Genomic DNA, 24901 nt, shown 5'->3' on the forward strand with positions numbered 1-24901 from the left:
GCCACGGTTTGCGGCAACCTGTAGGGTCGCGTTTTTTGCGCCGTTTCGAGATCTTTCATGCAGGATGCAACCCTCCTCCGCCCGGCTCTGCTGGGCATCGACCTTGGCACCACCAACAGTCTGATCGCCGTCTGGCAGGACGGTCAGGCCCGCCTGATTCCCAACGCTCTGGGCGATGTACTGACGCCCTCGGTGGTCAGCCTCGATGAAGACGACACCATTCTGGTCGGCAAAGCCGCCCGCGCCCGCCTGACCACGCACCCGGAGCGCAGCGCTGCAGCGTTCAAGCGTTTCATGGGCAGCGATAAACAAGTCCAGCTCGGTGCACGTCAGTTCAGTCCGGAAGAGTTGTCGGCGCTGGTGCTCGGCTCACTCAAGCAGGACGCCGAAGCCTTTCTCGGCCACCCGGTGTCGGAAGCGGTGATTTCCGTGCCGGCGTATTTCAGCGACGAACAACGCAAACGCACGCTGTTTGCTGCCGAACTGGCCGGGCTCTCGGTGACACGCCTGATCAACGAGCCGACCGCTGCGGCGATGGCTTACGGGCTGCATGAACAGAAATTCGAACGCACGCTGATCTTCGATCTGGGCGGCGGCACCTTCGACGTCACGGTACTGGAATACGCGTTGCCACTGATCGAAGTGCACGCCTCCACCGGCGACAACTTTCTCGGCGGCGAAGACTTCACTGCCGCGCTGTTGCAGGCCTGCCTGAAACATTGGCAACTGACTCCGGCAATGGTCGATGCGCAAAGCATGGCCAGCCTCGGCGACGCGCTGGAGCAACTGAAATGCAAACTCGCTGAAGGTGTTCAACATCTGAGCTGGCGCCATGGCGACAAGACGCTCGAATGGTCGCTGGACGAAGCGGCGGCAGTGAAAATCTGGGAGCCGCTGCTGGCCCGTTTGCGCGCGCCGATCGAACAAGCCCTGCGCGACGCTCGCCTCAAACCTCGCGACCTCGACAGCCTGGTGCTGGTCGGCGGCGCCACGCGCATGCCGGCGGTGCAGCAAATGGTCGCCACGCTGTTCGGACGCCTGCCGTACCGGCATCTTGATCCGGACACGATTGTTGCGCTGGGGGCGGCGACGCAAGCGGCGTGCAAGGCGCGTGACGGGGCGGTTGAAGAGTTGATTCTGACGGATGTCTGCCCGTATACGCTGGGGATTGCGACCATGCGTGGAGAAGACATCAAAGGTGCCTTCTCGCCCATCATCGAACGTAACACCATCATTCCGACGTCAAGGGTGGAGCGTTATTACACCACCCAGCCCAAGCAATCGCTGCTGCGCATCGCCGTCTATCAGGGTGAGCGGCCGTGGGTTTGCGACAACATTCTGATTGATGCTTTCGATGTCACGTTGACGCCCACTGAACACATCCAGGAACTGGACGTGCGCTTCAGTTATGACATCAACGGTCTGCTCGAAGTCGACGTCACCCTGCTCGAAACCGGCGAGCGTCACAGTCACAGCATCGACCGCAGCCCCACGGGTCTGGATGAGCAAGCACGCCGAGACAGCCATAACCGGCTGTCCACTCTGAAAGTCCATCCACGCGACGCGCTGCCCAACCGCACGTTGCTCGCCCGTCTGGAGCGGGCATGGATGCAAAGCCTCGGCACGCAACGCGAGCACATTGCCGAATGGCTGCACAACTTCACTACCGTGCTCGCCGGCCAGCAACCCTCGGAGATTGCCAGCCATCGCTCAGAGCTGAACAAGGCGCTGGATCAACTGCGTCTCTAACCGTTGAGCCGCCGCAAGGCAGCCTGCAAGCCGCCGGACAGCATTTCGGAATCGCCGCTGTCCGGCGGCACACCATAGCGGTTGGGCAACTTGTCACCGGGAAAGCCGAACAGCACCAAAGGCAGGAATGGCAGAACCGGCGTCAGCACCATGAAGATCAGCAACGTCGGAATGCCCCGGCCCATGTCGTGCAAACGGCGCAGAATGGCGCCGAACAACAGCAGCACAGCCAATAGCAGGATAAGAATGCCTGCGCCCGTAGTGCCACTGATCAGCCCTGCCACCGGCGCAATCACCACGCAGGCCAAGACCTGAGCGATAAAAGCCTTACGCCCCAACCGCGATCCCAGACGCCAGATCGCTGTCGCCGGTACCGGCTGAACATCGCTTTTAGCCAGCAGTAATCGTTCCGACCAGGACAATAATGCGCACAAGGCCAGGCGCAGCCCGATGCTGTTCTGCACATCGTCCTTGCCCTGTTGCAGTTGGCGCAGGACGCGCGTTTTCGGCACCCCGGCAGCGCCATAGCGAATCAAGCCCTTGAGTGCATCCAGTGCTTCATACGCCAGCAGTTTGTCGACAGCAAAATCGGTCAGCACTTTGCGCGGCGGCCACACCGGTTCGCCTTTGATCAAACCGTCGCGGAAGCCTTCGAACCAATCGTCCTCACAACTGATCGCCGCGATCGATTGCAACAATGCGCGATGCTGCTCGGCACTCAGGCTCGGATCGTGATAGAGCACGCCCCAGAACATCATCAAACCCAGCAAATCGTCGCCGCAGGCAGCACGATCACTTTCGAGACAGGTGTAAAGCAGGCTATTGGCCGGCAACCGGACACTGTCTATCGCCTGCTGTACGCTGAACAATTGCTGCACCAATAAGCCGTGCACCGGGTCATTGCCTTGCAGCCATCCGAGCAAACCGGCGCAATGGCCTTGCTCACGCTGCAAGCGCCGCAACAACGGTTGCAGGCGACTCAACGGATGGGCCGGATTGAAAGGCAGGCGCTCCACGCACTGCGCGTCAATCATCTGCAGCCAGCGTTCGGGTTGTTCCAGCAATGCCAGCAAAAACAGGGTCTGCGCGTGCCACTCCCAAGTGGCTTCACCCAGCCCGACTGGCGGCAACGGGATCCCGCGCCGGCTTAACTGCAGAATCAAGTCGAGTTCGGACAAGTCGCAGTCATCTTTGACCGCACCAAGCTTGAAGGCTTCTGCGATTCGCTCCAGCGCAGCATCGTTGTAGGGCCGCAAGCGGCGCAACCATAACCGACAGACCTTGTGCGGCTCACCTTGCGTCAGCACCTGCGGCAATGGCCGCGAGCTTGAATTCGCGTCACTGAAAGCACGCATGGCCAGTGCAATCGGAGCCCTGCTCAACCAGCGCAAGTGTTGCTCGGCCTGGTATTTGAATCCGCTCATCACCAGGTTTTCGAGAGCATCAACCGGCAACGGTGCATCCAGAATCTGCTGCAGCAAAGCCGAATCCCCCCGGTGCAGTGCCCAGGCGTGCCGGTACAGATGCAACAGTCGGCTGTCGGCGTTCTCGCCCAGCAGCTGCGCGAGCAGTGGCAGTTCATCACCCGTCATACGCCAATCGACAAAGCTTTGCGCGAGGCTATCAAGCGCTAATCTTCCGACACCCAGCCAACGGTTCAGCGTCTCGGGATGTTGTGACGGGCTGCCATACACCTGGCCGTCATCGCCGAGATCCTCCGACCAGTCAGAGCAGTCCTCGAGGCGATCGAATGCCTGAATCAGCAGCGGCAGAAAAGTCGGCTGGCGCTTGGCACACAGCTCCAGCAGACGACTTTCCGCCATCGGATGGCGATGCTCATTCCACAGCCGGATCCAGCACGGCAATGCCTGATCGTCTCGCCCCAGCAGACTGTTCTGGCACGCCAACAGGTAAAGCCAGTCGACATCATCCGGTGCTGCAAGCTGCCGCTCGACGCAGTCCTGCAAAAATGTCGGCATGCCGATGCCTGCCTGAGTGAACTGCACCAACAGGCGCTTGAGGAACGCGGCATCATTCGGCAATGGCAGGCAGGTGTGCCGACTGGCGAAGTCGGCGAACTCATGGAGTGGGCGCTGGGTGAAGATAAAATCGAGGCTACGGGCGTACCACAGCGATTCGGTCTGGGCTGCCTCTGACCAAGTTCCCATCAGATCCGTGTCGAACGGGTCAGGCGTTGCGATTCGCTGTAGAAAGGATTCGACCTGATGGGCGTCGTCGAACGCAAGATCCAGCAACTGCTGATCCCAGGCCATACGTTTGGCCAACAGATTCGCGCAGCGGTACGACAACGGGCCGGCGTCGGCCAGCCGGTGGTAAAGCCCCCAACTGAGTTCATCGAGCACGTCCAGTGACAGCTCATCCAGCCCTCGGACAAAGGCCTGCCACGCGGCGAAATTGAACCGGCGCGCAGGATCATCCAGCAGCTCGCAGAACTCCCCGAATACTGGAGGGACCTCAACGACAGTCTGTTCTGAGGCTTGGGACTCGTACTCGTCCTCGGGCTCTTCTTCCTCATCTTCACGCGCCAGACGCAGGGCGTTTTCGTAGGCCATGCGCAGCGCCTGAAACCCTTGCGGATCGGTCTCCGGGTGATGCGCCGGCAAACGTGCGCGGTAGGCGTTGCGAATCAGGTTTTCGTCGTTAGTAGGCTCGATGCCCAAGCGGATCCAGCAACTCATGACCAGTCGAACTCCTTGAGCGATGCCGGGCGCGGCGGCAAATCAATTTCCATGTGCCACGGCAAATCAGCTAGGAACTGAGGGATGTTCTCGGCAAGACCGCGGGCAATCCGCACGTTAAGGGCGTTGGCGCCTTGTCGATCCAGCGCACGCGCAAGCTCATCGTCGCTGGCGCTCAGGCACGACCAAAACGTCCGGCCCACCACAAAGCCATCGAAGTAAGCCATCCAGCTGCCATAGTGAAATTGCGCTCTGAGGGCCAAACGACTGTGCAGCCAGTTGCTTTCGTCCAGATCGATCCACTGATTGCGCACCGCGCAACGCAAGAGAAAGCCCATGCGGCCATAGTCCCAGGACAAAATCCCGCCCGGCCCACAACTGCCGAACGTGCGACTGGCAAACTCATGCAGGATGCGTTCGCGGGGAGTGAGATCTTCAAGCAAGGCCTGCCATTCACTTGGCAGACAACGCTGCCAAGCCAAATAGGCCGCGCTGAGGTGCTTGGCATGGCCGTCGTCGGTCATCCGTTCGAGCATGTCGAACAATTGCCCACGGTCGTCGATACCCCAGCTGTCTTTCAGGTCGATGTAGCGATCGTTGCAGAAGGCCGGGTCGTCGTAGCTGGCGCCGGTATTGATCGCCGCCATTGGCGCAGACAAAGCGCACAGCCAGCGCTGTTGAATCTCGTCCATGAAAAAAGGCTCCAGGCCGACCGGTGAGGAATGGGGGTCGGCAAAACTGCCGCGGATTGTAGAGAAACCGCCGCCAGCGGCAAAGTCGAACAACGGTTTTCTTGCGCGCACAAAAAAGGCCCCGACGTATCGGGGCCTTCATTCAGCGGCTCATCGTCCGTTCAGACGATTGTGTTGCGGCACGTGACTCAGTGCTGCAACGCCGGCTTCTGCGTCCCGTTGATCGGGATGCGTTTGGCTTTCGCCTCTTCCGGGATCACGCGCAACAGGTCGATGCTCAGCAGACCATTGCTCAGATCCGCAGCCTTGATCTCGATGTGATCGGCCAGACGGAAGGACAGCTTGAAAGCACGCTGGGCAATGCCCTGATGCAGGAAGGTCACGCCTTCATTGGCATCACGCTTGCCGCCACTGATGGTCAGCACACCTTTTTCGACTTGCAGTTCCAGGTCTTCTTCCTGGAAACCGGCCGCCGCAACGACGATACGGTACTGGTCATCACCGTGTTTTTCCACGTTGTAAGGTGGATAGCTGCTGCCCGGCTCGTTGCGCAGGGCGGTTTCGAACAGGTCGTTGAAACGGTCGAAACCCACCGAGGAACGGAACAGTGGTGCGAGGGAAAATGCAGTACTCATGGTTCAAATCTCCTGAAAACAATCAGCAAGGTTTTTTGACTCCGCGACCCGAATTCGGCATCGCGTAACCCTTAAATAGGGACCACTGAAATGATTTCAAGAGATTATTTGCAGATTTTTTTCAGGCCGCTTCGGCAACCGGCAGACCGAGTAAACGCGAGACATGATCCGGCTCAGTTTCACGACGCAGCACGGTAAACAGCTCAGTGGCCTCGGGATAATTGCGCGTCAGCATGGCCAGCCATTGCTTCAAACGGCCCGGCGACTGACGTGCAGTCATCTGCGCTTTGGCTTGCAGCCAGAAGTCCTGGATCAGCGGCATCAGCTCGGCCCAGGTCATCTCGACCACTTCTTCGCCAGCGCGGGCGGCAGCGATTTGCCTGGCCAGATCCGGACGCGACACCAGTCCGCGGCCGAGCATGATGTCTTCCACGCCACTGATTTCGCGGCAACGACGCCAGTCTTCGACGCTCCAGATATCGCCGTTGGCGAACACCGGGACTTTGACCACGTCCTGCACACGCGGAATCCACTCCCAATGTGCGGGCGGTTTGTAGCCGTCCATTTTCGTACGGGCGTGAACCACAATGTGCTCGGCGCCGCCCTCAGCCAATGCCGTGGCGCAGACCAGCGAACCGTCGGGACTGTCGAAGCCGAGGCGCATTTTCGCGGTCACGGGAATGTGCGCGGGTACGGCGCGGCGCACGTGTTCGACGATCTGGTTAAGCAATTCCGGCTCTTTGAGCAGCACGGCGCCGCCCCGGGATTTGTTAACGGTCTTGGCCGGGCAGCCGAAGTTGAGGTCGATCACTTCGGAGCCGAGTTCGCAGGCCAGTGCAGCGTTTTCCGCCAGGCATACAGGATCGGAGCCGAGCAATTGCACGCGCAATGGCACGCCGGATGCGGTACGCGCGCCATTGAGCAGCTCAGGGCCGAACTTGTGAAAGTAGGCTGGAGTGAGCAACTGGTCGTTGACGCGAATGAATTCGGTCACGCACCAGTCGATGCCGCCAACGCGGGTCAGCACGTCGCGGAGAATGTCGTCGACCAACCCCTCCATGGGTGCCAGAGCAATTTGCATGGGAAAACACTACTTGAAGAAAAACGTGCGGCAGTTTACTGGATATCGCAGGAATTCGCAGAAACCTTGTGGGAGCGAGCCTGCTCGCGAAAGCGGTGTGTCAGTGAGGCATATGTTGGCTGACACACCGCTATCGCGAGCAGGCTCACTCCTACATTAGATTTTCGCAGATTCCGGGATCTGGATCGCCGGGCCGTAGCCTTCGATGAACTCGGCCGGCATGCGCTTGGGCTTGCCCGTGGACAGCTCGATACAGACGAAAGTGGTTTGCGCACGCAACAGCGTGGTGTTGTCACTCGGGCGCTTGAGCTGGAAATGCCGGGTCATTTTCAGGCGCTGATCCCAATCGACAATCCAGGTCGCCAATTGCAGTTCGTCGCCTTCATAGGCCGCAGCCAGATAATCGATCTCGTGACGAACCACGGCCATTGCCCGATCCAGGCGCCGATACTCGACCAGATCCAGGCCCAGACGCTGCGAGTGGCGCCAGGCGCAACGCTCCAGCCAGGTCACGTACACCGCGTTGTTCGCGTGCCCCAAGCCGTCGATATCCTCGGCGCCTACTTGCAGATCAATGGTAAACGGCGTTGCCCGATCCCAGCCCATGCCCCACTCCCGGTCAATGTATTCAACCGGGGCAGTGTAACGGAGCTCAGGCTGATTGGCGCGCCTGGAGGCTGCGGCCGGCCAGCAGTGATAACACGCCATCAACCACGCGAGGGTCGGCCAGCACGCGCTGATGACCGCCGCCCTCAAGCCGCAGCAAGCGGCTGTCGAACCAGGATTCGTGGATCAGTTGCGACTCTTTGACCGAGACGAAGTTGTCGTCCTCGGCATGCACGATCAGGCCGGGCATATCCAGTTGATAGTGGGCAACGTCGAGCGTAGCGGCGCGCATCCCGACATCTTGCTCGACCTGGCGGATGAAGGCGGAACGCGCTCGCGGCGGCATACCGACGTAGCGGGCAAAACCGCGCAGCACACCAAGAATTCTCGCAGGTGCGGCGATGCTGACGAGGGTTTCGGTGCGCAAGCCCAGTTGCACAGCGAGCATGGCGCTGGCGCCGCCCATGGAGTGACCGATCACCGCTTGCAGTGGCGGCAATTCGGCAGCGGCTTCGAGCATTGCCCGAGCGAACAACACGACATTGGCTTCACGCCCCGGCGAACGACCATGGGCCGGACCATCGAGCGCCACAACGGTGTAACCGGCATCGACCAGTGCAGTGATCAGCGCGGCAAACTGGGTTGGCCGCCCTTCCCAACCGTGCATCAGCAGCACCGTCGGGCCTTGACCCCAGCGCAGCGCCGAGAGGCCAAAGCGCAAGGTGATCCGTTCCGAGCTCGCCAACAACGGCAACTCCCAATCCCGCAGCGGCAGCGAACGCGGCGTCATGAACGCCAGGCGCATTTTGCTCGCCACTCGTTGCGGTGCAATCCAGCCCAAGGTGCCATTAACGCCACGAACCCACTTCAACGTGTTCATCGCTCTCTCCTCAGGCGTGCTGCCTTCAGGTCAACGCACCGCCGACTTGGCAGCGCGCAGCAATCGATCGGATAAATCTCCCGGGCCCAGCGCCCTGGCGAGCGCCAGACCACCCACCATCAATGCCACGTCGGCCAGGGCTTTGTCGGTGTCCTCGGGACTGGACGCCAACTGCGCGATCATCAACTCCAGGTGTTCGTTCAGCGCGATGCGGAACGATTCCGGCAAACGACCCAACTCGCCAATCGAAGCTGGAATCGGGCACGCGGCATCGCTGGAATCACGGTGCTTGCGCGACAGATAGAACGCGGCAACCAAGGCGCGGCGCTCTTCGCCGGTCAATTCGGCATCCATGTCGGCAATCAGGTCGCGGCGGCGACCGAGTAATTGCTTGAACGCTTCGAGCATCATTGCGTCCTTGCTTTCGAAGTGCGCATAGAAGCCACCGACGGTGAGGCCGGCTGCGCCCATCACTTCGCCCACGCTAGGGTCCGCCGGGCCACGCTGAATCAGTGCAGCGCTGGCAGCCTTGAGGATGCGTTCGCGGGTTTGAGCTTTTTTATCGTTCATCGTTGCCTCCGAATATTACGACTAGAATATTATTCGCATAATAATATTCTGCAAGTCAAGGATATGACCGCTGGTCTGATGCACAGTGTAAGGAAAAAGGAGAATTGGCCAAACGCCAGACAAACAAAAGGGCCATTCAATAATTGAATGACCCTTATAAAATCCCGCAGAGCGGGTAATCGTGGCGTCCCCTAGGGGACTCGAACCCCTGTTACCGCCGTGAAAGGGCGGTGTCCTAGGCCACTAGACGAAGGGGACACAAACCTTCTATACAACTGATCAGCGCTGAGAACTGATCGATTCAAGGCCGGTGTGGCCAGACCTTGAATTGTAAATTGGTGGAGCTAAGCGGGATCGAACCGCTGACCTCCTGCATGCCATGCAGGCGCTCTCCCAGCTGAGCTATAGCCCCGGATTTTTCGCCTCGCGGCGGAGCGACATTTTGCAACATCGCTTCTGTAAAACTGGCGTCCCCTAGGGGACTCGAACCCCTGTTACCGCCGTGAAAGGGCGGTGTCCTAGGCCACTAGACGAAGGGGACGCAAACCCTTCTATACAACTGATCAACGCTGAGTGTTGATCGCTTCAAGGCCGGTGTGGCCAGACCTTGAAGTGTAAATTGGTGGAGCTAAACGGGATCGAACCGTTGACCTCTTGCATGCCATGCAAGCGCTCTCCCAGCTGAGCTATAGCCCCTCATCGTTGATGTCATCGCTGAGGACGGGGCGAATCTTAAGGGCGTATCGAAAGCCTGTCAAACTTATTTTTGAAATTTTTCAAAGTTTTTCGTCGGCATAACAATCACTTACCGCCCTCCCCCGTAAATCCGGGACTTGGGATAAAGCATGCCCCTGTAGGAGCTGCCGCAGACTGCGATCTTTTGACGTTGCCGTTTAAAGATCAAGATCAAAAGATCGCAGCCTTCGGCAGCTCCTACAGGGGGGTTAAGTTATCAGGCGATAGCGCCCAGCAGTTTTTCCCACTCTTTGTTTTCTTTCTTCGACACGCCGCCCAGCAGGTCGATCGCCTGACGCAGACGATAACGGGTCAGGTCCGGGCCGAGGATTTCCATCGCATCGAGTACCGACACCGAACTCGCCTGCCCCGTGATTGCAGCAAACATCAGCGGCATTGCATCGCGCAGTTTCAACTCCAGCGATTCGACCACCGCCTGAATCGTCGCGGTGATGGCGTCTTTCTCCCACTGACGCAGGCTTTCCAGCTTCCACAGGATCAACTGCATCAACTGGCGAACCTGATCGCCCGAGAGCTTCTTCGATTCAAACAGCTTGGCATCCGGGTTAACGCCGCCGGCGAAGAAGAAGCCGCCCAGCGGTGCAACCTGACTGAAGGTTTCAACGCGGCCCTGCACCAGCGGCGCGATCTTCATCATGTATTCCGGGTTCAACGCCCAGGTCTGCAGGCGGCTGGCAAACTCTTCCACCGGCAGATCACGCAGCCACTGGCCGTTGAGCCACGACAGTTTCTCGATGTCGAAGATTGGCCCGCCCAGCGAGACACGCTTGAGGTCGAAGTTGTCGACCATTTCCTGCAGCGAGAACTTCTCGCGCTCGTCCGGCATCGACCAGCCCATGCGGCCGAGGTAGTTGAGCATCGCTTCCGGCATGAAGCCCATGCGCTCGTAGAACGTCACCGAAGTCGGGTTCTTGCGCTTGGACAGTTTGCTCTTGTCCGGGTTACGCAGCAGCGGCATGTAGCACAGCTCTGGTTGCTCCCAGCCGAAGTATTCGTACAGCAGAATCAGTTTCGGTGCCGATGGCAGCCATTCTTCGCCGCGCAGGACGTGGGTGATGCCCATCAGGTGATCGTCGACGACGTTGGCGAGGAAGTACGTTGGCAGGCCGTCGGTCTTCATCAGCACTTGCATGTCCATGCGATCCCACGGGATCTCGACATCACCACGGAGCATGTCCGGCACCACGCAAACGCCTTCGCTCGGCACCTTCATGCGGATCACGTGGGGTTCGCCAGCGGCCAGACGAGCGGCGACTTCTTCTTTCGACAGCAGCAGCGCGCGGCCGTCGTAGCGTGGCGTTTCGCCGCGCGCCATTTGCTCGGCGCGCATCTGATCCAGCTCTTCAGCGGTGCAGAAGCACGGGAACGCATGGCCCATGTCGACCAGTTGCTGGCAGTACTTCTGATAGATGTCGCCACGCTCGCTCTGCCGGTACGGGCCGTGCGGCCCGCCAACGTCCGGGCCTTCGCTCCAGTCGATGCCCAGCCAGCGCAGGGCGTCGAAGATCTGCTGTTCGGACTCGCGGGTCGAACGCAACTGGTCGGTGTCTTCGATGCGCAGGATGAACTCACCGCCATGCTGCTTGGCAAAGCAGTAGTTGAACAATGCGATGTAAGCGGTACCTACGTGGGGATCCCCGGTAGGCGATGGCGCGATGCGAGTGCGGACGGTGGTCATGGCATGTCTCGAAAAGAATGAAAAGCAAAACAATCAAGCGGCGAATGGTAACAGGCGACACCCGCCCCGCTCCAGCGGGCAGGGCATTTAAGCCAAGTTTGCGTCTGTAACGCCGGTAAGCCGTGGTGAATGGGCAAATATCAGCGGATGGCATTTACCGTTTATCGGCTGTATGCCAGATTCGCCTGCTGATAACTTTCCTTACAATTCCTCGACTACAGTTTGCCCATGCCTGCCCAACTCAAGCGTCGCCTGTTGATTTTCCTGCTGCTGGTCCTGTTGATTGCCGGGGGCTTCTTCGCCCACTGGTTTTTCAAGGGACGCTTTTATGAAAGCACCGACAACGCCTATGTCCAGGGCGAAATCACCCGTGTGTCGAGCCAATTGAGCGCGCGCATCGATGAAGTGCTGGTGCAGGACAATCAGCACGTGGAAAAAGGCCAGCTACTGGTGCGCCTGGAACCGAATGATTTCCGCCTGGCCATCGATCGCGCCAATGCCGCCCTCGCCACCCGCGAAGCCGAGCGCCTGCAGGCGCAAAGCAAATTGACTCAGCAATCGAGCCTGATCGCCGCCAGCGATGCGCAAGTGGCGACCACCCAAGCGACACTTGGCCGCTCGCAGATGGATTTGTCGCGCGCCGAAACCCTGCGCAAACCCGGTTACGTTTCCGAAGAACGCGTGACCACCCTCTCCGCCGACGCCCACATTGCCCGCTCGCAAGTGGCCAAGGCGCAAGCCGACGCACAAGGCCAGCGTCAGCAAGTCAACGCCCTGAACGCCGAAATCAAACGCCTCGACGCGCAGATCGCCAACGCTCGCGCCGATCTCGCGCAAGCCGAACTCAACCTGACCCGCAGTGAAATCCACGCACCGATCAGCGGTCTCGTCGGCCAGCGCGCCGCGCGCAACGGCCAAGTGGTGCAGGCCGGTGCCTATCTGCTGTCGATCGTCCCGGACGAAGATATCTGGGTGCAGGCCAACTTCAAGGAAACCCAGATCGGCCATATGCAACCCGGTCAGAAAGCCGAACTGACCTTCGACGCCTACGGCGACACACCGATCGAAGCGCGGGTCGACAGTCTGTTCGCCGCTTCCGGTGCGCAGTTCAGCCTGCTGCCACCGGACAACGCCACCGGCAACTTCACCAAAGTCGTGCAGCGGATTCCGGTGAAGTTGACGTTCAAGGCCGACAACCCGCTGCACGGCAAGATCCGTCCGGGCATGTCCGTCACCGCCACCGTGAACATCAAAGACGCCCCGGACAATGGCCGGTGATTCGCTGATCCGCCCGGTCGGCGAGCCGACTCGGCGCGACTGGATTGCGGTGATGAGCGTAATGCTCGGCGCTTTTATGGCCGTGCTCGACATCCAGATCACCAACTCTTCTTTGAAGGATATTCAGGGCGCCTTGTCGGCGACACTGGAAGAAGGCTCGTGGATTTCCACCTCGTATCTGGTCGCGGAAATCATCATGATCCCGCTGACCGCGTGGCTGGTGCAGTTGTTGTCGGCGCGTCGGCTGGCGGTGTGGGTGTCGCTGGGTTTTCTGGCTTCGTCGTTGCTGTGCTCGATGGCGTGGAGCCTGGAGAGCATGATCGTCTTTCGCGCCATGCAGGGTTTCACCGGTGGCGCGCTGATCCCGCTGGCGTTCACCCTGACCCTGATCAAACTCCCCGAACACCACCGCGCCAAAGGCATGGCGATGTTCGCCATGACCGCCACGTTCGCGCCATCAATCGGTCCGACGCTGGGCGGCTGGCTCACGGAAAACTGGGGCTGGGAGTACATTTTCTATATCAACATCCCGCCGGGCCTGATCATGATCGCCGGACTGATGTACGGACTAGAGAAGAAAGAAGCGCACTGGGAACTGCTGAAAAGCACCGACTACACCGGCATCCTCACGCTGGGAGTCGGCCTCGGTTGCTTGCAAGTCTTTCTTGAAGAAGGCCATCGCAAGGACTGGCTCGAATCGAGCCTGATCGTGACCCTGGGCAGCATCGCCCTGCTCAGCCTGATTACCTTTGTGATCGTGCAGATTTCCAAACCGAATCCGCTGATCAACCTTGGCATTCTGCGCAATCGCAACTTTGGCTTGTCGAGTATTTCCAGCCTGGGCATGGGTGTCGGGTTGTACGGTTCGATCTATCTGTTGCCGCTGTATCTGGCGCAGATCCAGAACTACAACGCCCTGCAGATCGGCGAAGTGATCATGTGGATGGGCGTGCCGCAGCTGTTCCTGATTCCGCTGGTGCCGAAGCTGATGAAGTTTGTTTCGCCGAAATGGCTGTGCACGATCGGCTTTGGGCTGTTCGGGCTGGCGAGTTTTTCTTCGGGGGTGCTCAACCCGGACTTTGCCGGGCCGCAGTTCAATCAGATTCAGATCATCCGGGCGCTGGGGCAGCCGTTGATCATGGTGACGATTTCGCTGATTGCCACGGCGTACATCCTGCCGCAGGACGCGGGGTCGGCGTCGAGTCTGTTCAATATTCTGCGTAACCTCGGCGGTGCGATCGGCATTGCCTTGCTGGCGACGCTGCTGGATGCGCGCACCAAGACTTACTTCGATTATTTGCGTGAGGCGGTGGTGCCGACCAATCCGCAGGTGGCTGAGCGGCTGGCATCGATGACGGATCGGTTTGGCAGTGACACGGCGGCGTTGGGCAAGTTGAGTGAGATCGTCCATCAACAGGCGGCGATCATGGCTTACAACGATGCGTTTCACTTTGTCGGGATTGCGCTGGGGATCAGTATGCTGGCGATTTTGTTGACCAAGAAATTGCCGCAAGGATTGAAGGCTGGGGAGTCCCACTAACTGCAACTGATCGTTCCCATGCTCCGCGTGGGAATGACTCCGGTGACGCTCTGCGTCACAGCGGACGCGGAGCGTCCGGGGCTGCATTCCCACGCAGAGCGTGGGAACGATCCTCCTTACACAGCCAAAAGCCGTTCACGCAGTTTGGCAATCTCATCGCGCATCTGCGCCGCCGCTTCAAACTCCAGATCCCGCGCCAGCTGATACATCTTCTCTTCCAGCGCACGAATGCGTTTGGTGATCTCGCTCGGCGAGCGCAATTCGGCTTCGTACTTGGCGTTCTCTTCGGCGGCCTTGGCCATGCCTTTGCGCTTCTTGCTGCGCGAGCCCGGCACGGTGGCGCCTTCCATGATGTCGGCGACGTCCTTGATCACACCGCGCGGGGTGATGCCGTTTTCCAGGTTGAAGGCGATCTGCTTGTCGCGACGCCGCTCGGTCTCGCCGATCGCGCGCTCCATCGAACCGGTCATGCGATCGGCATAGAGAATCGCCCGACCATTGAGGTTACGCGCCGCGCGGCCAATGGTCTGAATCAGCGAACGCTCGGAGCGCAGGAAACCTTCCTTGTCCGCATCAAGAATCGCCACCAGCGACACTTCCGGCATGTCCAGACCTTCACGCAGCAAGTTGATCCCGACCAGCACATCAAAAGTGCCAAGGCGCAGATCGCGGATGATCTCGACCCGCTCAACCGTGTCGATGTCCGAGTGCAGATAACGCACGCGCACACCGTGGTCGGCAAGGTAATCGGTAAGGTCTTCGGCCATGCGCTTGGTCAGCGTGGTGACCAGCACCCGCTCTTCGACCGCCACGCGTTTGCTGATTTCCGAGAGCAGATCGTCGACCTGAGTCAGCGCCGGGCGCACCTCAACCTGCGGGTCGACCAGACCGGTCGGCCGTACCACTTGCTCGACCACGCGCCCGGCGTGCTCGGCTTCGTAATTGCCCGGGGTCGCCGAGACAAAAATGGTCTGTGGGCTGACCCCTTCCCACTCGTCAAAACGCATCGGCCGGTTATCCAGTGCCGACGGCAGACGGAAGCCGTATTCGACGAGGGTTTCCTTGCGCGAACGGTCGCCCTTATACATCGCGCCGACCTGCGGCACGCTGACGTGGGATTCGTCGATCACCAGCAAGGCATCGGCCGGCAGGTAATCGTAGAGGGTCGGCGGCGCAGCGCCGGCCGGACGCCCGGACAGATAGCGCGAGTAGTTTTCGATGCCGTTGCAGTAACCCAGTTCGAGGATCATTTCCAGATCAAAGCGGGTGCGCTGCTCCAGCCGCTGAGCCTCGACCAGTTTGTTGTTGCTGCGCAGGTATTCGAGGCGCTCCTGCAATTCGACTTTGATATGTTCGATGGCGTCGAGCAGGGTTTCCCGAGGCGTCACATAGTGGCTCTTCGGGTAGAAGGTGAAACGCGGCATCTTGCGGATGACTTCGCCGGTCAGCGGGTCGAACGCGGAAATGCTTTCGACTTCGTCATCGAACAGCTCGATACGGATCGCTTCCAGATCGGATTCCGCCGGGTAGATGTCGATCACGTCACCGCGAACACGGAAGGTCGCGCGGGCAAAATCCATATCATTGCGGGTGTATTGCAGGTCGGCCAGACGCCGTAGCAGCGCACGCTGATCGAGTTTGTCGCCGCGATCGACATGCAGCACCATCTTCAAATAAGTTTCCGGGCTGCCCAGACCGTAGATACACGACACCGTGGTGACGATGATCGCGTCCTTGCGCTCGAGCAGCGCTTTGGTCGCGGACAGACGCATCTGCTCGATGTGGTCGTTGATCGACGCGTCCTTCTCGATGAAAGTGTCGGACGACGGCACATAGGCTTCGGGCTGATAGTAGTCGTAGTAGGAAACGAAGTATTCAACGGCGTTATTCGGGAAAAACGCCTTGAACTCGCCGTACAACTGCGCGGCGAGGGTCTTGTTCGGCGCCAGCACCAGCGTCGGGCGCTGAATCTGCGAGATGACATTGGCGATACTGAAGGTCTTGCCCGAGCCGGTCACACCGAGCAGCGTCTGGTGCGCCAGCCCGGCTTCGATACCCTCGACCAATTGGCGAATGGCTTCCGGTTGATCGCCGGCGGGCTCGAAGCGGGTGACGAGCTGGAATTCGGACATATACACCTCTGGGATCGCGGCATTCCGAACAAAGCGGAGCACCACGGGGACGACCGTAAACGACCGGTGTCGCGCAAGAAAAAACCTGGATTGTGCTCAATGTGGTGGCGATTGCCTCACCTTTCAAGGCAAACGTCCTACATCCGGTAAAGACTCTGACACGCGCAGTCGACTAACGGTCAAGAAATAATCGGAAAAACTTGCCTGAAAAGCCGAATCGCCTGTCGCCATTGTTCCGTAATGGCCTCTATACTAGCTCCCCGTTTGTGCACCGCTCTAGTGCATCCGGCTGGAGCGCGACACGTCCCTCCATTCTCCATTCAGAGCCGCCGCAATAATGAGCCTGTTCTCCGCTGTCGAAATGGCACCCCGCGATCCAATCCTGGGCCTCAACGAAGCATTCAACGCCGATACCCGGACCACCAAGGTCAACCTGGGCGTTGGCGTGTACTGCAACGAAGAGGGGCGAATTCCACTTCTGCGCGCCGTGATCGAAGCCGAGACGATTCGCGTCGCTCAACACGCTTCGCGCGGTTACCTGCCGATCGATGGCATCGCTGCCTACGACCAGGCCGTGCAAAAGCTGCTGTTCGGCAACGACTCGCCGCTGATCAGCGCCGGTCGCGTCATCACCACTCAGGCCGTCGGCGGGACCGGCGCACTGAAAATCGGTGCCGACTTCCTCAAGCAACTGCTGCCGAACGCTGTCGTGGCGATCAGCGACCCGAGCTGGGAAAACCACCGCGCCCTGTTCGAAACCGCCGGTTTCCCGGTGCAAAACTACCGTTACTACGACGCTGCCACCCACGACGTAAACCGTGCCGGCATGCTCGAAGACCTCAACGCTCTGCCGAACGGCTCGATCGTTATCCTCCACGCTTGCTGCCACAACCCGACCGGCGTCGACCTGACCCCGGCGGACTGGAACAACGTGCTGGAAGTGGTTAAAGCCAAAGGTCACGTACCGTTCCTCGACATGGCCTACCAGGGCTTTGGCGACGGTATCGACGAAGACGCCGCTGCCGTGCGCCTGTTCGCTGAATCCGGCCTGACCTTCTTCGTTTCGAGCTCGTTCTCCAAGTCGTTCTCGCTGTACGGCGAGCGCGTTGGCGCCCTGTCGATCATCAGCGAATCGAAAGAAGAAAGCGCGCGCGTGCTGTCGCAAGTCAAACGCGTGATCCGCACCAACTACTCCAACCCGCCGACCCACGGCGCAAGCATCGTAGCGGCCGTGCTGAACAGCCCAGAACTGGGCGCACAGTGGGAAGCCGAGCTGGCTGAAATGCGTCTGCGCATTCGTGGCATGCGCGAGCAGATGGTTGCCCTGCTGGCCGAGAAAGCGCCGGGCCGCGACTTCAGCTTCGTCGGTCGTCAGCGCGGCATGTTCTCCTACTCCGGCCTGACCACTGAGCAAGTGCATCGCCTGCGCAACGAGTTCGGCATCTACGCCCTGGATACCGGTCGTATCTGTGTGGCAGCGCTGAACCAGAGCAACATCAAGGCAGTAACGGATGCGATTGTTCAGGTCATCTGATTTCGCTGCGTGATGAAAAACGGGAAGCCTTGGGGCTTCCCGTTTTTTTATTGCCACGAAACAATCCCCATACCCTCTAAACTGCACACAAATCCCATTGTAGGAGTGAGCCTGCTCGCGATAGCGTTTTTTCAGCCGAAGCATCACTGTCTGACACACCGCTATCGCGAGCAGGCTCACTCCTACAGGGTTTTGTGTTTATCCGAGTATTTTGTGAGAAGCCAAATGAAAAACGACAACCTGCGCGCCGACCGTGACGATCTGGATGATTTCATCCCCCGCGCCTCAGCCAGACGCGAAAAAAGCCTGGTGCTGCAAGTAGCGGCCGGGGTGTTTCTCGGTGGCCTGGCGCTGTGGCTGGTGCAACTGGCGGCCACCGCGGCTTACGCCAAACTGATGATGGGCACCATCACCTTCGGCAGTTAAGCCAGTTCGCTCGCACGCTGACTCGCGGCATCGTCATAAACGACGTACAGCGATTCGGCGATCTGGCTTTTGATCGCCTTGGTGCTTTCAAGGCCCAGGACGAAGCCTTCGGCCTTGCCACCGGCGCGGTTCAATTCCTCAGCGGTGCTGGCCTGGGTGATTGCATCAAAGAGTTTTTCGGCGTGGGGACCGACGCCTTTGGGCAGGCTGATTTGCGCGATGCTCATGCGAACACCTCGCTGTTACAGGACAAACGGTTCATGACGCGGACCTTTTTCGGCAAATGGCCGGCAGCGCGTGTGACCACTTCCGGGCAGCCATGGTAGACCTCTGCTGCGGTTCTGGTAACCGCCAATCGCTGACAAGTCATCGTCCGTCCCGAGAATTCATTTAATTTTTCAGCCCATGCTTGACTTCTCTTTTTGAATCAGTAACATACGCACCAATTCCGCAATAGCTCAGTTGGTAGAGCAAATGACTGTTAATCATTGGGTCCCTGGTTCGAGTCCAGGTTGTGGAGCCAAATAGCAAAGCCCCTGAATCGAAAGATTCAGGGGCTTTTTTGTGGGCGCTCGAAAAGATCAGAAGATCGCAGCCTTCGGCAGCTCCTACAGATTCAGCGTTCATCCGCAGAATCGGCGGAGTATGAGATCTGTGTAGGAGCTGCCGAAGGCTGCGATCTTTTGATCTTGAAATGAAAAAGGGCCGATCTGCGGTTAACAGATCGACCCTTTTCTATTCACCTACAGCGGTCAGACATGCTCGCTGCTTTTCACCTGCACCTTCGGCGCACCGTGCCCATGATCGTGGTCATCTGGCTCGATCACCGGCACTTCCTTGCCATCGCAGTCATGCAGCTTACCGTCGCTGAAGTAATCGCCTTCACGCAGCGCCGCCAGATCGCGATAGCGCAGGGTCCGCTCTTCCGCCGCCGCAAACACCGACTGCTGATCCGAGTTACCGGCGGTGAAGTGGTTGAAGGCCAGGTTGAGCAGGATCGCCATGATCGCCGACGAACTGATGCCCGAGTGGAAAATGGTCGCGAACCAGCTTGGGAAGTGATCGTAGAAGTTCGGCGCAGCAATCGGGATCATGCCGAAACCGATCGAGGTGGCGACGATGATCAGGTTGACGTTGTTGCGGTAATCCACCTTGGACAGCGTGCGGATACCACTCGCCGCCACCGTGCCGAACAGCACGATACCGGCGCCGCCAAGCACCGAAGTCGGTACCGCAGCGATGACCCGGCCCATGAACGGCAGCAGGCCAAGAATCACCAGAAAGATGCCGCCAGTCGCCACTACATAGCGGCTCTTGATCCCGGTCACCGCCACCAGCCCGACGTTCTGGGCGAAGGCGCTCTGGGTGAACGAACCGAAAATCGGCGCAAACATACTCGACAGCATGTCCGCCCGCAGGCCATTGCCCAGACGTTTGGAATCGACTTTGGTGCCGATGATCTCACCGACCGCCAGAATGTCTGCCGACGTTTCCACCAGGGTCACCATGACCACGATGCACATCGACAGGATCGCGGCGAAGTGGAAGGTCGGCATGCCGAAGTGGAACGGCGTCGGGAAGCCGAACATCGGCCCGGTGGTGACGCTGGAGAAGTCCGCCATACCGAGGAACACCGCCAGCACCGTGCCGATCACCATGGCCAACAGGATCGACAGACGCGAGATGGTCGAGCTGCCGACCTTGCTCAGCAACAGCACCAATACCAGCGTCACCGCCGCCAGACCGATGTTCTGCATGCTGCCGAAGTCCGGCGCGTGACTGTTGCCGCCCATCGCCCAGCGTGCGGCCACCGGCATCAGCGTCAGGCCGATGGTGGTGATCACAATACCGGTGACCAAGGGCGGAAAGAACTTGGTGATTCGCGAGAACACCGGCGTGATCAGTAACCCGATCAAGGACGCCGCTATCACCGCGCCGAGCACCGACTGGAAGCCGCCCTCCCCGCCACTGCTGACGATTGCGACCATGGTCGCCACGCCGGAGAACGACACACCCTGCACCAGCGGCAACTGACAGCCAAAAAACGGCAGACCCAGGGTTTGCAGCAGCGTCGCCAGCCCCCCCGCAAACAATGAAGCAGCAATCAGCAAACCGATGTCCGCCGGCGACAGGCCGGCCGCCTGGCCGATGATCAGTGGCACCGCAACGATACCGCCGTACATGGTCAGAACATGTTGCAGGCCGTAAGCCATATTCGCGCCGACCCCGAGATTTTCGTCCTCGGGCCGTTGGTGTGAAACATGGGGCGTTTTCATGGTGGGGGGTTCCCTGGTTTTTGTTATGCGCACACTGTATTCAAAACTCGCGACAAGTGTCCATGCTTTTGTATACAAAATATCCGGGGAGGGTTACTCGTCACTCAAACGGCCTGATGACTTGAGTACCCCCTCATCACGTGGCGCGATCAAAAGCCATGCCGTACGGATCAACGGATGCCCCCCGCCGGGCAAGAAAAGGAAGTCACCATGAGTGGAAAACCCGCTGCACGCGCCACAGACGCCACAACATGCCCTGCCCATGCGGCGCAGAAAATAGTTGCCGGCTCTCCCGACGTATTCTTCGATGGTTTGCCAGCCGCGCGCCTCGGCGACACGGCCTCTTGCGGCAGTTCCATCAGCGGCAACATTTCCGCAACCGTCTTCATCAACGGTAAAAACGCCGCCACCCAAGGCAGTCTTGGTAGCCATGGCGACGTTATCGTCGGCGGTTCCGGCACCGTCATCATTGGCCAGAGCGGCGGTGGCGCTGCGATCAGCCCCGTTCCGCCGATCAACCTCGGTTTCGACGAACAGTTCACGTTGCTGGACGCCGACGGCGAGCCTGTCCCGGACTTCGCTTACAAAATCACCACCGCGTCCGGCAAGGTAATCCGCGGCATCACCAATGAGCGCGGACTGACCCAGAGAGTCTCGACCCGAGCGAGCGAACTGCTGCATCTGGAGCCTGACGACCTGGCCTGAGCAGGAAAAACCAGTGGCTGAATTCACCTGAAGGGAGTTGTAACCAGCATGGCGCAGGCAATACTCAACAATAACCGGGCTCCCTCGAACCGGCAGAGTGGCAGTACGCATCCCGCAGTCGTTGTCACCAAATACACCAAACGGGCTGACGAAAACGGCTGGCTGAGTGTAAAACTCGAACCTAAAGGCACGCTCGTCGCCCTCTGCGAATACACCAAAGTGAACTTCACCAAGGAGTCCGGTGGTCGAACCTACTTCCGGATCGCCGACGGCAATTCGGAGTTCGTCGGGCAGACGGCCAGCCTGAAAACCGAAAATGCCTTGAAGTACCTGATGGACACCCCGCCAACGGCGCCTGCCACCGTCAAGGTCAAGTACACCGGTGCACCGGCCCATGCGGTCTCGGAGTTCAAAGGCAAACTGCTGCAGCAATGGGCACAGGTCAGCTTCAATGGCAAAACGGCGAAGGTGACGCTGAACAGCCAGTGGGGCAGCGAATTTACCCCGATCCCACCCGGACGCCATCGGATCATGGCGCCTGACCGCTCCCACGGAAATATCTCCACGGATGGCTACAAGGTACAAGGTAATCTGCATTGCACCGACGTCTGGTTTCCAATCGAACTGCAAGGTACAAAAGGCAACAGCAGCCGTTACATCCATGTCGGTCATTTGTCCGACGGCTGTGTCACCTTTTATGAGTTGATAAAATGGAACGACATCTACGACTACCTGATCTGCCGGCGAGTCAAAGGTGAAGGCGGGAAATATGTCGGTGAATTGCTGGTGGAGAAATAATTGAAACGGTTGCTACTTATCCGATGGATACCCGCGCTGCTGCTGGTCATTGCCAGCAGTGCCAGTGCCAGTGCCGACTTTGGCTGTGATGACTTTCTTTCGAAGCTCGCAGACAAGCCATCGTTTGTTGAATTCAAAGGCTGCAAACAGGCGCTTGACCGCATGGGCCAGCCATTTTCAGCCAGCTATGAAGTATCCGGGGCCAATGCTTCGAAAGCCGAACAGTACCTTGAACAGCACTTCGGGATTTTGCCGATCACGCGCGCCTGTTGTGTCTGGGACTCGACCCAAAATGGTTTCAGAGATCCAGCAACAGGCATCAACTACCTCATCAGCATTGGCTCAGAGGAAACAGAGGTCAGGCAACGGGAGTCGTGGGCCAAGATCAATCGCTTCACGATCCAGGTCGATGCTTACGCTGAGGATCCCTGACCAGGCTGGATAAGGCGTCCGAGCACCGGCCTCAACAACTGTGGACTCGCGACCCGTATCCCGAACTCAACCTCAATCAGATCGAGTAGATCCTCGACGTCCGCGACCTCACGCCGCTCGCTCTCGGCGCCCATGCGATGAATGGCGAAACTGCCGTTGTTCAGCGTCTTGCGCCAGCCATCGCCGGTACGCGCGACCATCAGACGTTGGGTAAACGGTGACTCGGGATGTGTCGAGACGTACCAGTTGCCGATGGTGTAATCGATGTCTTCCTGGCGTTGCAGATCGAACAGGTACATCGATCGCCACTCACCCGCCACCTTGGCACGCAGCATGTAGCCGTCGGCCTGTTTTTCAATGCGATAAGGTTCGTGAGGGGTCGCTTGCTCAGTCTCGGTATCGAGAAGCAGCGGCGCGGTCGGCACCATGCCACCGAAACCGACATCGGTGATGTAGCGCACATCGTCGATGGTCACCAGACTCAAACGGTGTGTACGCGCTGTCCAGCTGCCTTCGGGCTGATTCATTACCACGCGCCCGCTGATGGCCCGAGCGTCGAACCCCAGTTCCAGCAACAGGGCAAAGAACAGGTTATTCAGTTCATAGCAGTAACCACCGCGCCCACCGAGCAAGACTTTTTCTTCAATGGACGGCAGATCGATCAACACCGGCGCCCCGCTGATCGTCGCCAGGTTCTCGAACGGAAACACGCCGGTATGACGCAATTGCAGCAGACGCAGGGTCGCAAGTGTCGGTTCCGGTGGCGTTTCAAAACCCAGACGTTGCAGGTACAGCTTCCGATTCGTCAGGCGTGGCTCACTCATTGCTCGATCCTTATGCATGGGGCCGCAGGTCACTGCGTTGATGGTCGCCATGTATACGGGATCCGGCACTGTTTTCGACAATTGATTTCGCCAATCGCCTGCTAGCGTTTCTTGCGTGAACCGATACGGATCCACGTCGGCGCATGGTCACTGGCGTGCGGTTCGTTGCGCACCCATGCGTCTACGCCGGCTTCATGCAGATAAGGACTCAGCGCCGGGTTGAGCAGCAGATGATCGATGCGCAGACCGGAGTTGGTTTGCCAGTGTTGGCGGAAGTAGTCCCAGAAGGTGTAGAGCCGATCCTCGGGATACAGATGCCGCAGCGAATCGGTCCAGCCCTGATCGAGCAAGCGCTGATAACACTCGCGACTCTCAGGTTGCAGCAGCGCATCCTTGAGCCAGGAACGGGTGTTGTAGATGTCCATGTCGGTGGGCACGACGTTGTAGTCACCGGCCAGTACCACCGGGTGATCGCTGCTTTGCAAATCCTTCGCATACGCGATGAGCCGTTCGAACCAGGCCAGTTTGTAATCGAATTTCGGTCCCGGTTGCGGGTTGCCATTGGGCAGGTACAGGCAGCCGACCAGCACGCCGTGCACCGCCGCTTCCAGATAACGGCTGTGCTTGTCATCCGGATCGCCGGGCAAACCGCGACGACTTTCCAGCGGTTGCGCGTCGCGGGCGAGAATCGCCACGCCGTTCCACGAAGCCTGGCCCTGCCATATCGCGCCGTAGCCGGCGGCCTCCAGCTCTGCGGCGGGGAATGCCGTGTCGACAGACTTGAGTTCTTGCAGGCAGGCGATGTCCGGTTGCTCGCGCTTGAGCCAATCCAGCAGATTCGGCAAACGTGCGCGCAGGCCGTTGACGTTGTAGGTGGCGATCCGCAGGTTTTTCATCGGCTGAGGCTCCTGCCCATGGGCTGTGAAAATTCTGACCTCGTGAACATCGCGCCGGTTGCATCGGATCCACCCGCTGCGGCGTAATAGGCGCTCGCCATTCGCCCGCTCCGCCGAGACCTGAATCCCATGCAAACCACGCTGCAAGGTCAGCGCATCCTTTTGCGCCCGCTCCAGTATTCAGATGCCGCTGCCCTGCTCCACGCTGCCGCTGACGGCGAATTGTGGAACCTCACCGTCACGGTCGTGCCGTCGGCGAGCACCGTCGACAGCTACCTGAAAAAAGCCCTCGATGGCCGTGACGCCGGCTCGGTGCTGCCGTTTGTCATTGTGCTCAAAGAGAGCGGCGAAGTGATCGGCTCTACACGTTTCTGGAAGATCGACCCGCTCAATCGCAAGCTGGAAATCGGTAGCAGCTGGATTTCCGCGAGCTGGCAAAAATCCTTCGTCAACACCGAAGCCAAATACCTGATGCTGCGCCACGCCTTCGACGTGCTCGATTGCGTGCGCGTGCAGTTCACCACCGACGAGAACAACCAGAAGTCACGTAACGCGATCCTGCGCCTTGGCGCGCAACAGGAAGGTATCGTCCGCCACGAGCGGATCATGCCGGACGGACGCAAGCGCAACTCGGTACGTTTCAGCATCATCGACGACGAGTGGCCGCAGGTACGCTTGCACCTGGAGCAGAAACTCGCCGGCAACCGGTAATGC

General features: G+C 59.3%; 22 protein-coding genes and 5 tRNA genes. 10 read left to right on the forward strand and 17 right to left on the reverse strand.

Annotated elements, in window-relative coordinates; genetic code table 11:
• Positions 1-57 precede the first annotated feature (57 nt).
• Entirely contained in the window at positions 58-1749 is a 1692-nt protein-coding gene (locus CKW38_RS02775; RefSeq protein ID WP_095111756.1) for a molecular chaperone HscC, read from the forward strand.
• Here the strand turns inward: CKW38_RS02775 and CKW38_RS02780 are convergent.
• The 12 genes from CKW38_RS02780 to gltX form a co-directional block, all read right to left on the reverse strand.
• A complete protein-coding gene (locus CKW38_RS02780) occupies positions 1746-4448 on the reverse strand; it encodes a DUF805 domain-containing protein (RefSeq protein WP_095111757.1) in 2703 nt (900 codons plus the stop codon). The genes CKW38_RS02775 and CKW38_RS02780 overlap by 4 nt on opposite strands.
• On the reverse strand, positions 4445-5140 hold the full coding sequence (locus CKW38_RS02785; RefSeq protein WP_095111758.1) for a DUF1266 domain-containing protein: 696 nt from the start codon (positions 5138-5140) through the stop codon (positions 4445-4447). Before CKW38_RS02785 ends, CKW38_RS02780 begins: the two co-directional genes overlap by 4 nt.
• Positions 5141-5328: 188 nt before the next feature.
• Positions 5329-5775: an Hsp20 family protein gene (locus CKW38_RS02790; protein WP_007913433.1), complete on the reverse strand. Its 447-nt coding sequence runs from the start codon at positions 5773-5775 to the stop codon at positions 5329-5331.
• Between the two features lie 121 nt (positions 5776-5896).
• Positions 5897-6856 carry a tRNA-dihydrouridine synthase gene (locus tag CKW38_RS02795; RefSeq protein ID WP_007913426.1) on the reverse strand — a complete coding sequence of 320 codons (960 nt, stop codon included), beginning with the start codon at positions 6854-6856 and terminating at the stop codon, positions 5897-5899.
• Positions 6857-7012: 156 nt separating this feature from the next.
• Complete coding sequence (locus CKW38_RS02800) at positions 7013-7462, reverse strand: thioesterase family protein (protein ID WP_007913424.1); 450 nt, start codon at positions 7460-7462, stop codon at positions 7013-7015.
• Positions 7463-7508: 46 nt separating this feature from the next.
• Positions 7509-8342, reverse strand: a complete 834-nt coding sequence (locus CKW38_RS02805) for an alpha/beta fold hydrolase (protein WP_007913423.1) — start codon at positions 8340-8342, stop codon at positions 7509-7511.
• A 30-nt stretch (positions 8343-8372) separates the two neighbouring features.
• The gene (locus tag CKW38_RS02810; protein WP_007913421.1) at positions 8373-8912 is read right to left on the reverse strand and encodes a TetR/AcrR family transcriptional regulator; all 540 of its coding nucleotides are present in this window, start codon (positions 8910-8912) and stop codon (positions 8373-8375) included.
• Positions 8913-9094: 182 nt separating this feature from the next.
• Positions 9095-9170: transfer RNA gene (locus CKW38_RS02815), tRNA-Glu, on the reverse strand.
• Between the two features lie 78 nt (positions 9171-9248).
• Positions 9249-9324 (reverse strand) — tRNA-Ala (locus CKW38_RS02820).
• 53 nt (positions 9325-9377) lie between these two features.
• A tRNA-Glu gene (locus CKW38_RS02825) sits at positions 9378-9453 on the reverse strand.
• Between the two features lie 79 nt (positions 9454-9532).
• Positions 9533-9608 (reverse strand) — tRNA-Ala (locus tag CKW38_RS02830).
• Positions 9609-9864: 256 nt separating this feature from the next.
• Complete coding sequence (gene gltX / locus CKW38_RS02835) at positions 9865-11346, reverse strand: glutamate--tRNA ligase (RefSeq protein WP_064116824.1); 1482 nt, start codon at positions 11344-11346, stop codon at positions 9865-9867.
• A 228-nt stretch (positions 11347-11574) separates the two neighbouring features.
• Here gltX and CKW38_RS02840 point away from each other — a divergent pair, with 228 nt between their 5' ends.
• Together CKW38_RS02840 and CKW38_RS02845 are read left to right on the forward strand one after the other, a co-directional pair.
• Complete coding sequence (locus tag CKW38_RS02840) at positions 11575-12624, forward strand: HlyD family secretion protein (protein WP_095111759.1); 1050 nt, start codon at positions 11575-11577, stop codon at positions 12622-12624.
• Between the two features lie 49 nt (positions 12625-12673).
• The gene (locus tag CKW38_RS02845) at positions 12674-14164 is read left to right on the forward strand and encodes an MDR family MFS transporter (RefSeq protein ID WP_176472276.1); all 1491 of its coding nucleotides are present in this window, start codon (positions 12674-12676) and stop codon (positions 14162-14164) included.
• Between the two features lie 116 nt (positions 14165-14280).
• Here the strand turns inward: CKW38_RS02845 and uvrB are convergent, their stop codons facing one another.
• Positions 14281-16296: an excinuclease ABC subunit UvrB gene (uvrB, locus tag CKW38_RS02850; protein ID WP_007913411.1), complete on the reverse strand. Its 2016-nt coding sequence runs from the start codon at positions 16294-16296 to the stop codon at positions 14281-14283.
• Between the two features lie 337 nt (positions 16297-16633).
• Between uvrB and CKW38_RS02855 the strand changes: the two genes are divergently transcribed.
• Complete coding sequence (locus tag CKW38_RS02855; RefSeq protein WP_095111760.1) at positions 16634-17830, forward strand: amino acid aminotransferase; 1197 nt, start codon at positions 16634-16636, stop codon at positions 17828-17830.
• A gap of 225 nt (positions 17831-18055) precedes the next feature.
• A complete protein-coding gene (locus tag CKW38_RS02860; RefSeq protein ID WP_095111761.1) occupies positions 18056-18256 on the forward strand; it encodes a hypothetical protein in 201 nt (66 codons plus the stop codon).
• Here the strand turns inward: CKW38_RS02860 and CKW38_RS02865 are convergent.
• Positions 18253-18483, reverse strand: a complete 231-nt coding sequence (locus CKW38_RS02865; protein ID WP_007913405.1) for a hypothetical protein — start codon at positions 18481-18483, stop codon at positions 18253-18255. The two genes, CKW38_RS02860 and CKW38_RS02865, sit on opposite strands and share 4 nt — an antisense overlap.
• A 220-nt stretch (positions 18484-18703) precedes the next feature.
• Here CKW38_RS02865 and CKW38_RS02870 point away from each other — a divergent pair.
• A tRNA-Asn gene (locus CKW38_RS02870) sits at positions 18704-18779 on the forward strand.
• A 229-nt stretch (positions 18780-19008) separates the two neighbouring features.
• Here CKW38_RS02870 and CKW38_RS02875 read toward each other — a convergent pair.
• A complete protein-coding gene (locus CKW38_RS02875) occupies positions 19009-20532 on the reverse strand; it encodes a nucleobase:cation symporter-2 family protein (RefSeq protein WP_007913403.1) in 1524 nt (507 codons plus the stop codon).
• A gap of 210 nt (positions 20533-20742) precedes the next feature.
• Here CKW38_RS02875 and CKW38_RS02880 point away from each other — a divergent pair, with 210 nt between their 5' ends.
• Genes CKW38_RS02880 through CKW38_RS02890 form a run of 3 tightly spaced genes read left to right on the forward strand, consistent with a single transcriptional unit; the run spans position 20743 to position 22467 of the window.
• A complete protein-coding gene (locus CKW38_RS02880; protein WP_095111762.1) occupies positions 20743-21237 on the forward strand; it encodes a PAAR domain-containing protein in 495 nt (164 codons plus the stop codon).
• Between the two features lie 48 nt (positions 21238-21285).
• A complete protein-coding gene (locus tag CKW38_RS02885) occupies positions 21286-22035 on the forward strand; it encodes a hypothetical protein (protein ID WP_095111763.1) in 750 nt (249 codons plus the stop codon).
• A complete protein-coding gene (locus CKW38_RS02890) occupies positions 22036-22467 on the forward strand; it encodes a DUF4952 domain-containing protein (protein ID WP_007913400.1) in 432 nt (143 codons plus the stop codon).
• Here CKW38_RS02890 and CKW38_RS02895 read toward each other — a convergent pair.
• A complete protein-coding gene (locus CKW38_RS02895; RefSeq protein WP_095111764.1) occupies positions 22449-23291 on the reverse strand; it encodes an arylamine N-acetyltransferase in 843 nt (280 codons plus the stop codon). The genes CKW38_RS02890 and CKW38_RS02895 overlap by 19 nt on opposite strands.
• A gap of 101 nt (positions 23292-23392) precedes the next feature.
• Positions 23393-24187 (reverse strand): exodeoxyribonuclease III, encoded by a 795-nt coding sequence (gene xth, locus CKW38_RS02900; protein ID WP_007913395.1) that lies wholly within the window; start codon positions 24185-24187, stop codon positions 23393-23395.
• 129 nt (positions 24188-24316) lie between these two features.
• Here xth and CKW38_RS02905 point away from each other — a divergent pair, with 129 nt between their 5' ends.
• Positions 24317-24898, forward strand: coding sequence for a GNAT family N-acetyltransferase (locus CKW38_RS02905; RefSeq protein ID WP_007913394.1), 582 nt, complete (start codon positions 24317-24319; stop codon positions 24896-24898).
• Positions 24899-24901 lie beyond the last annotated feature (3 nt).

This window comes from Pseudomonas sp. Irchel 3H7, from assembly GCF_900187605.1.
Taxonomy (GTDB): Bacteria; Pseudomonadota; Gammaproteobacteria; order Pseudomonadales; family Pseudomonadaceae; genus Aquipseudomonas.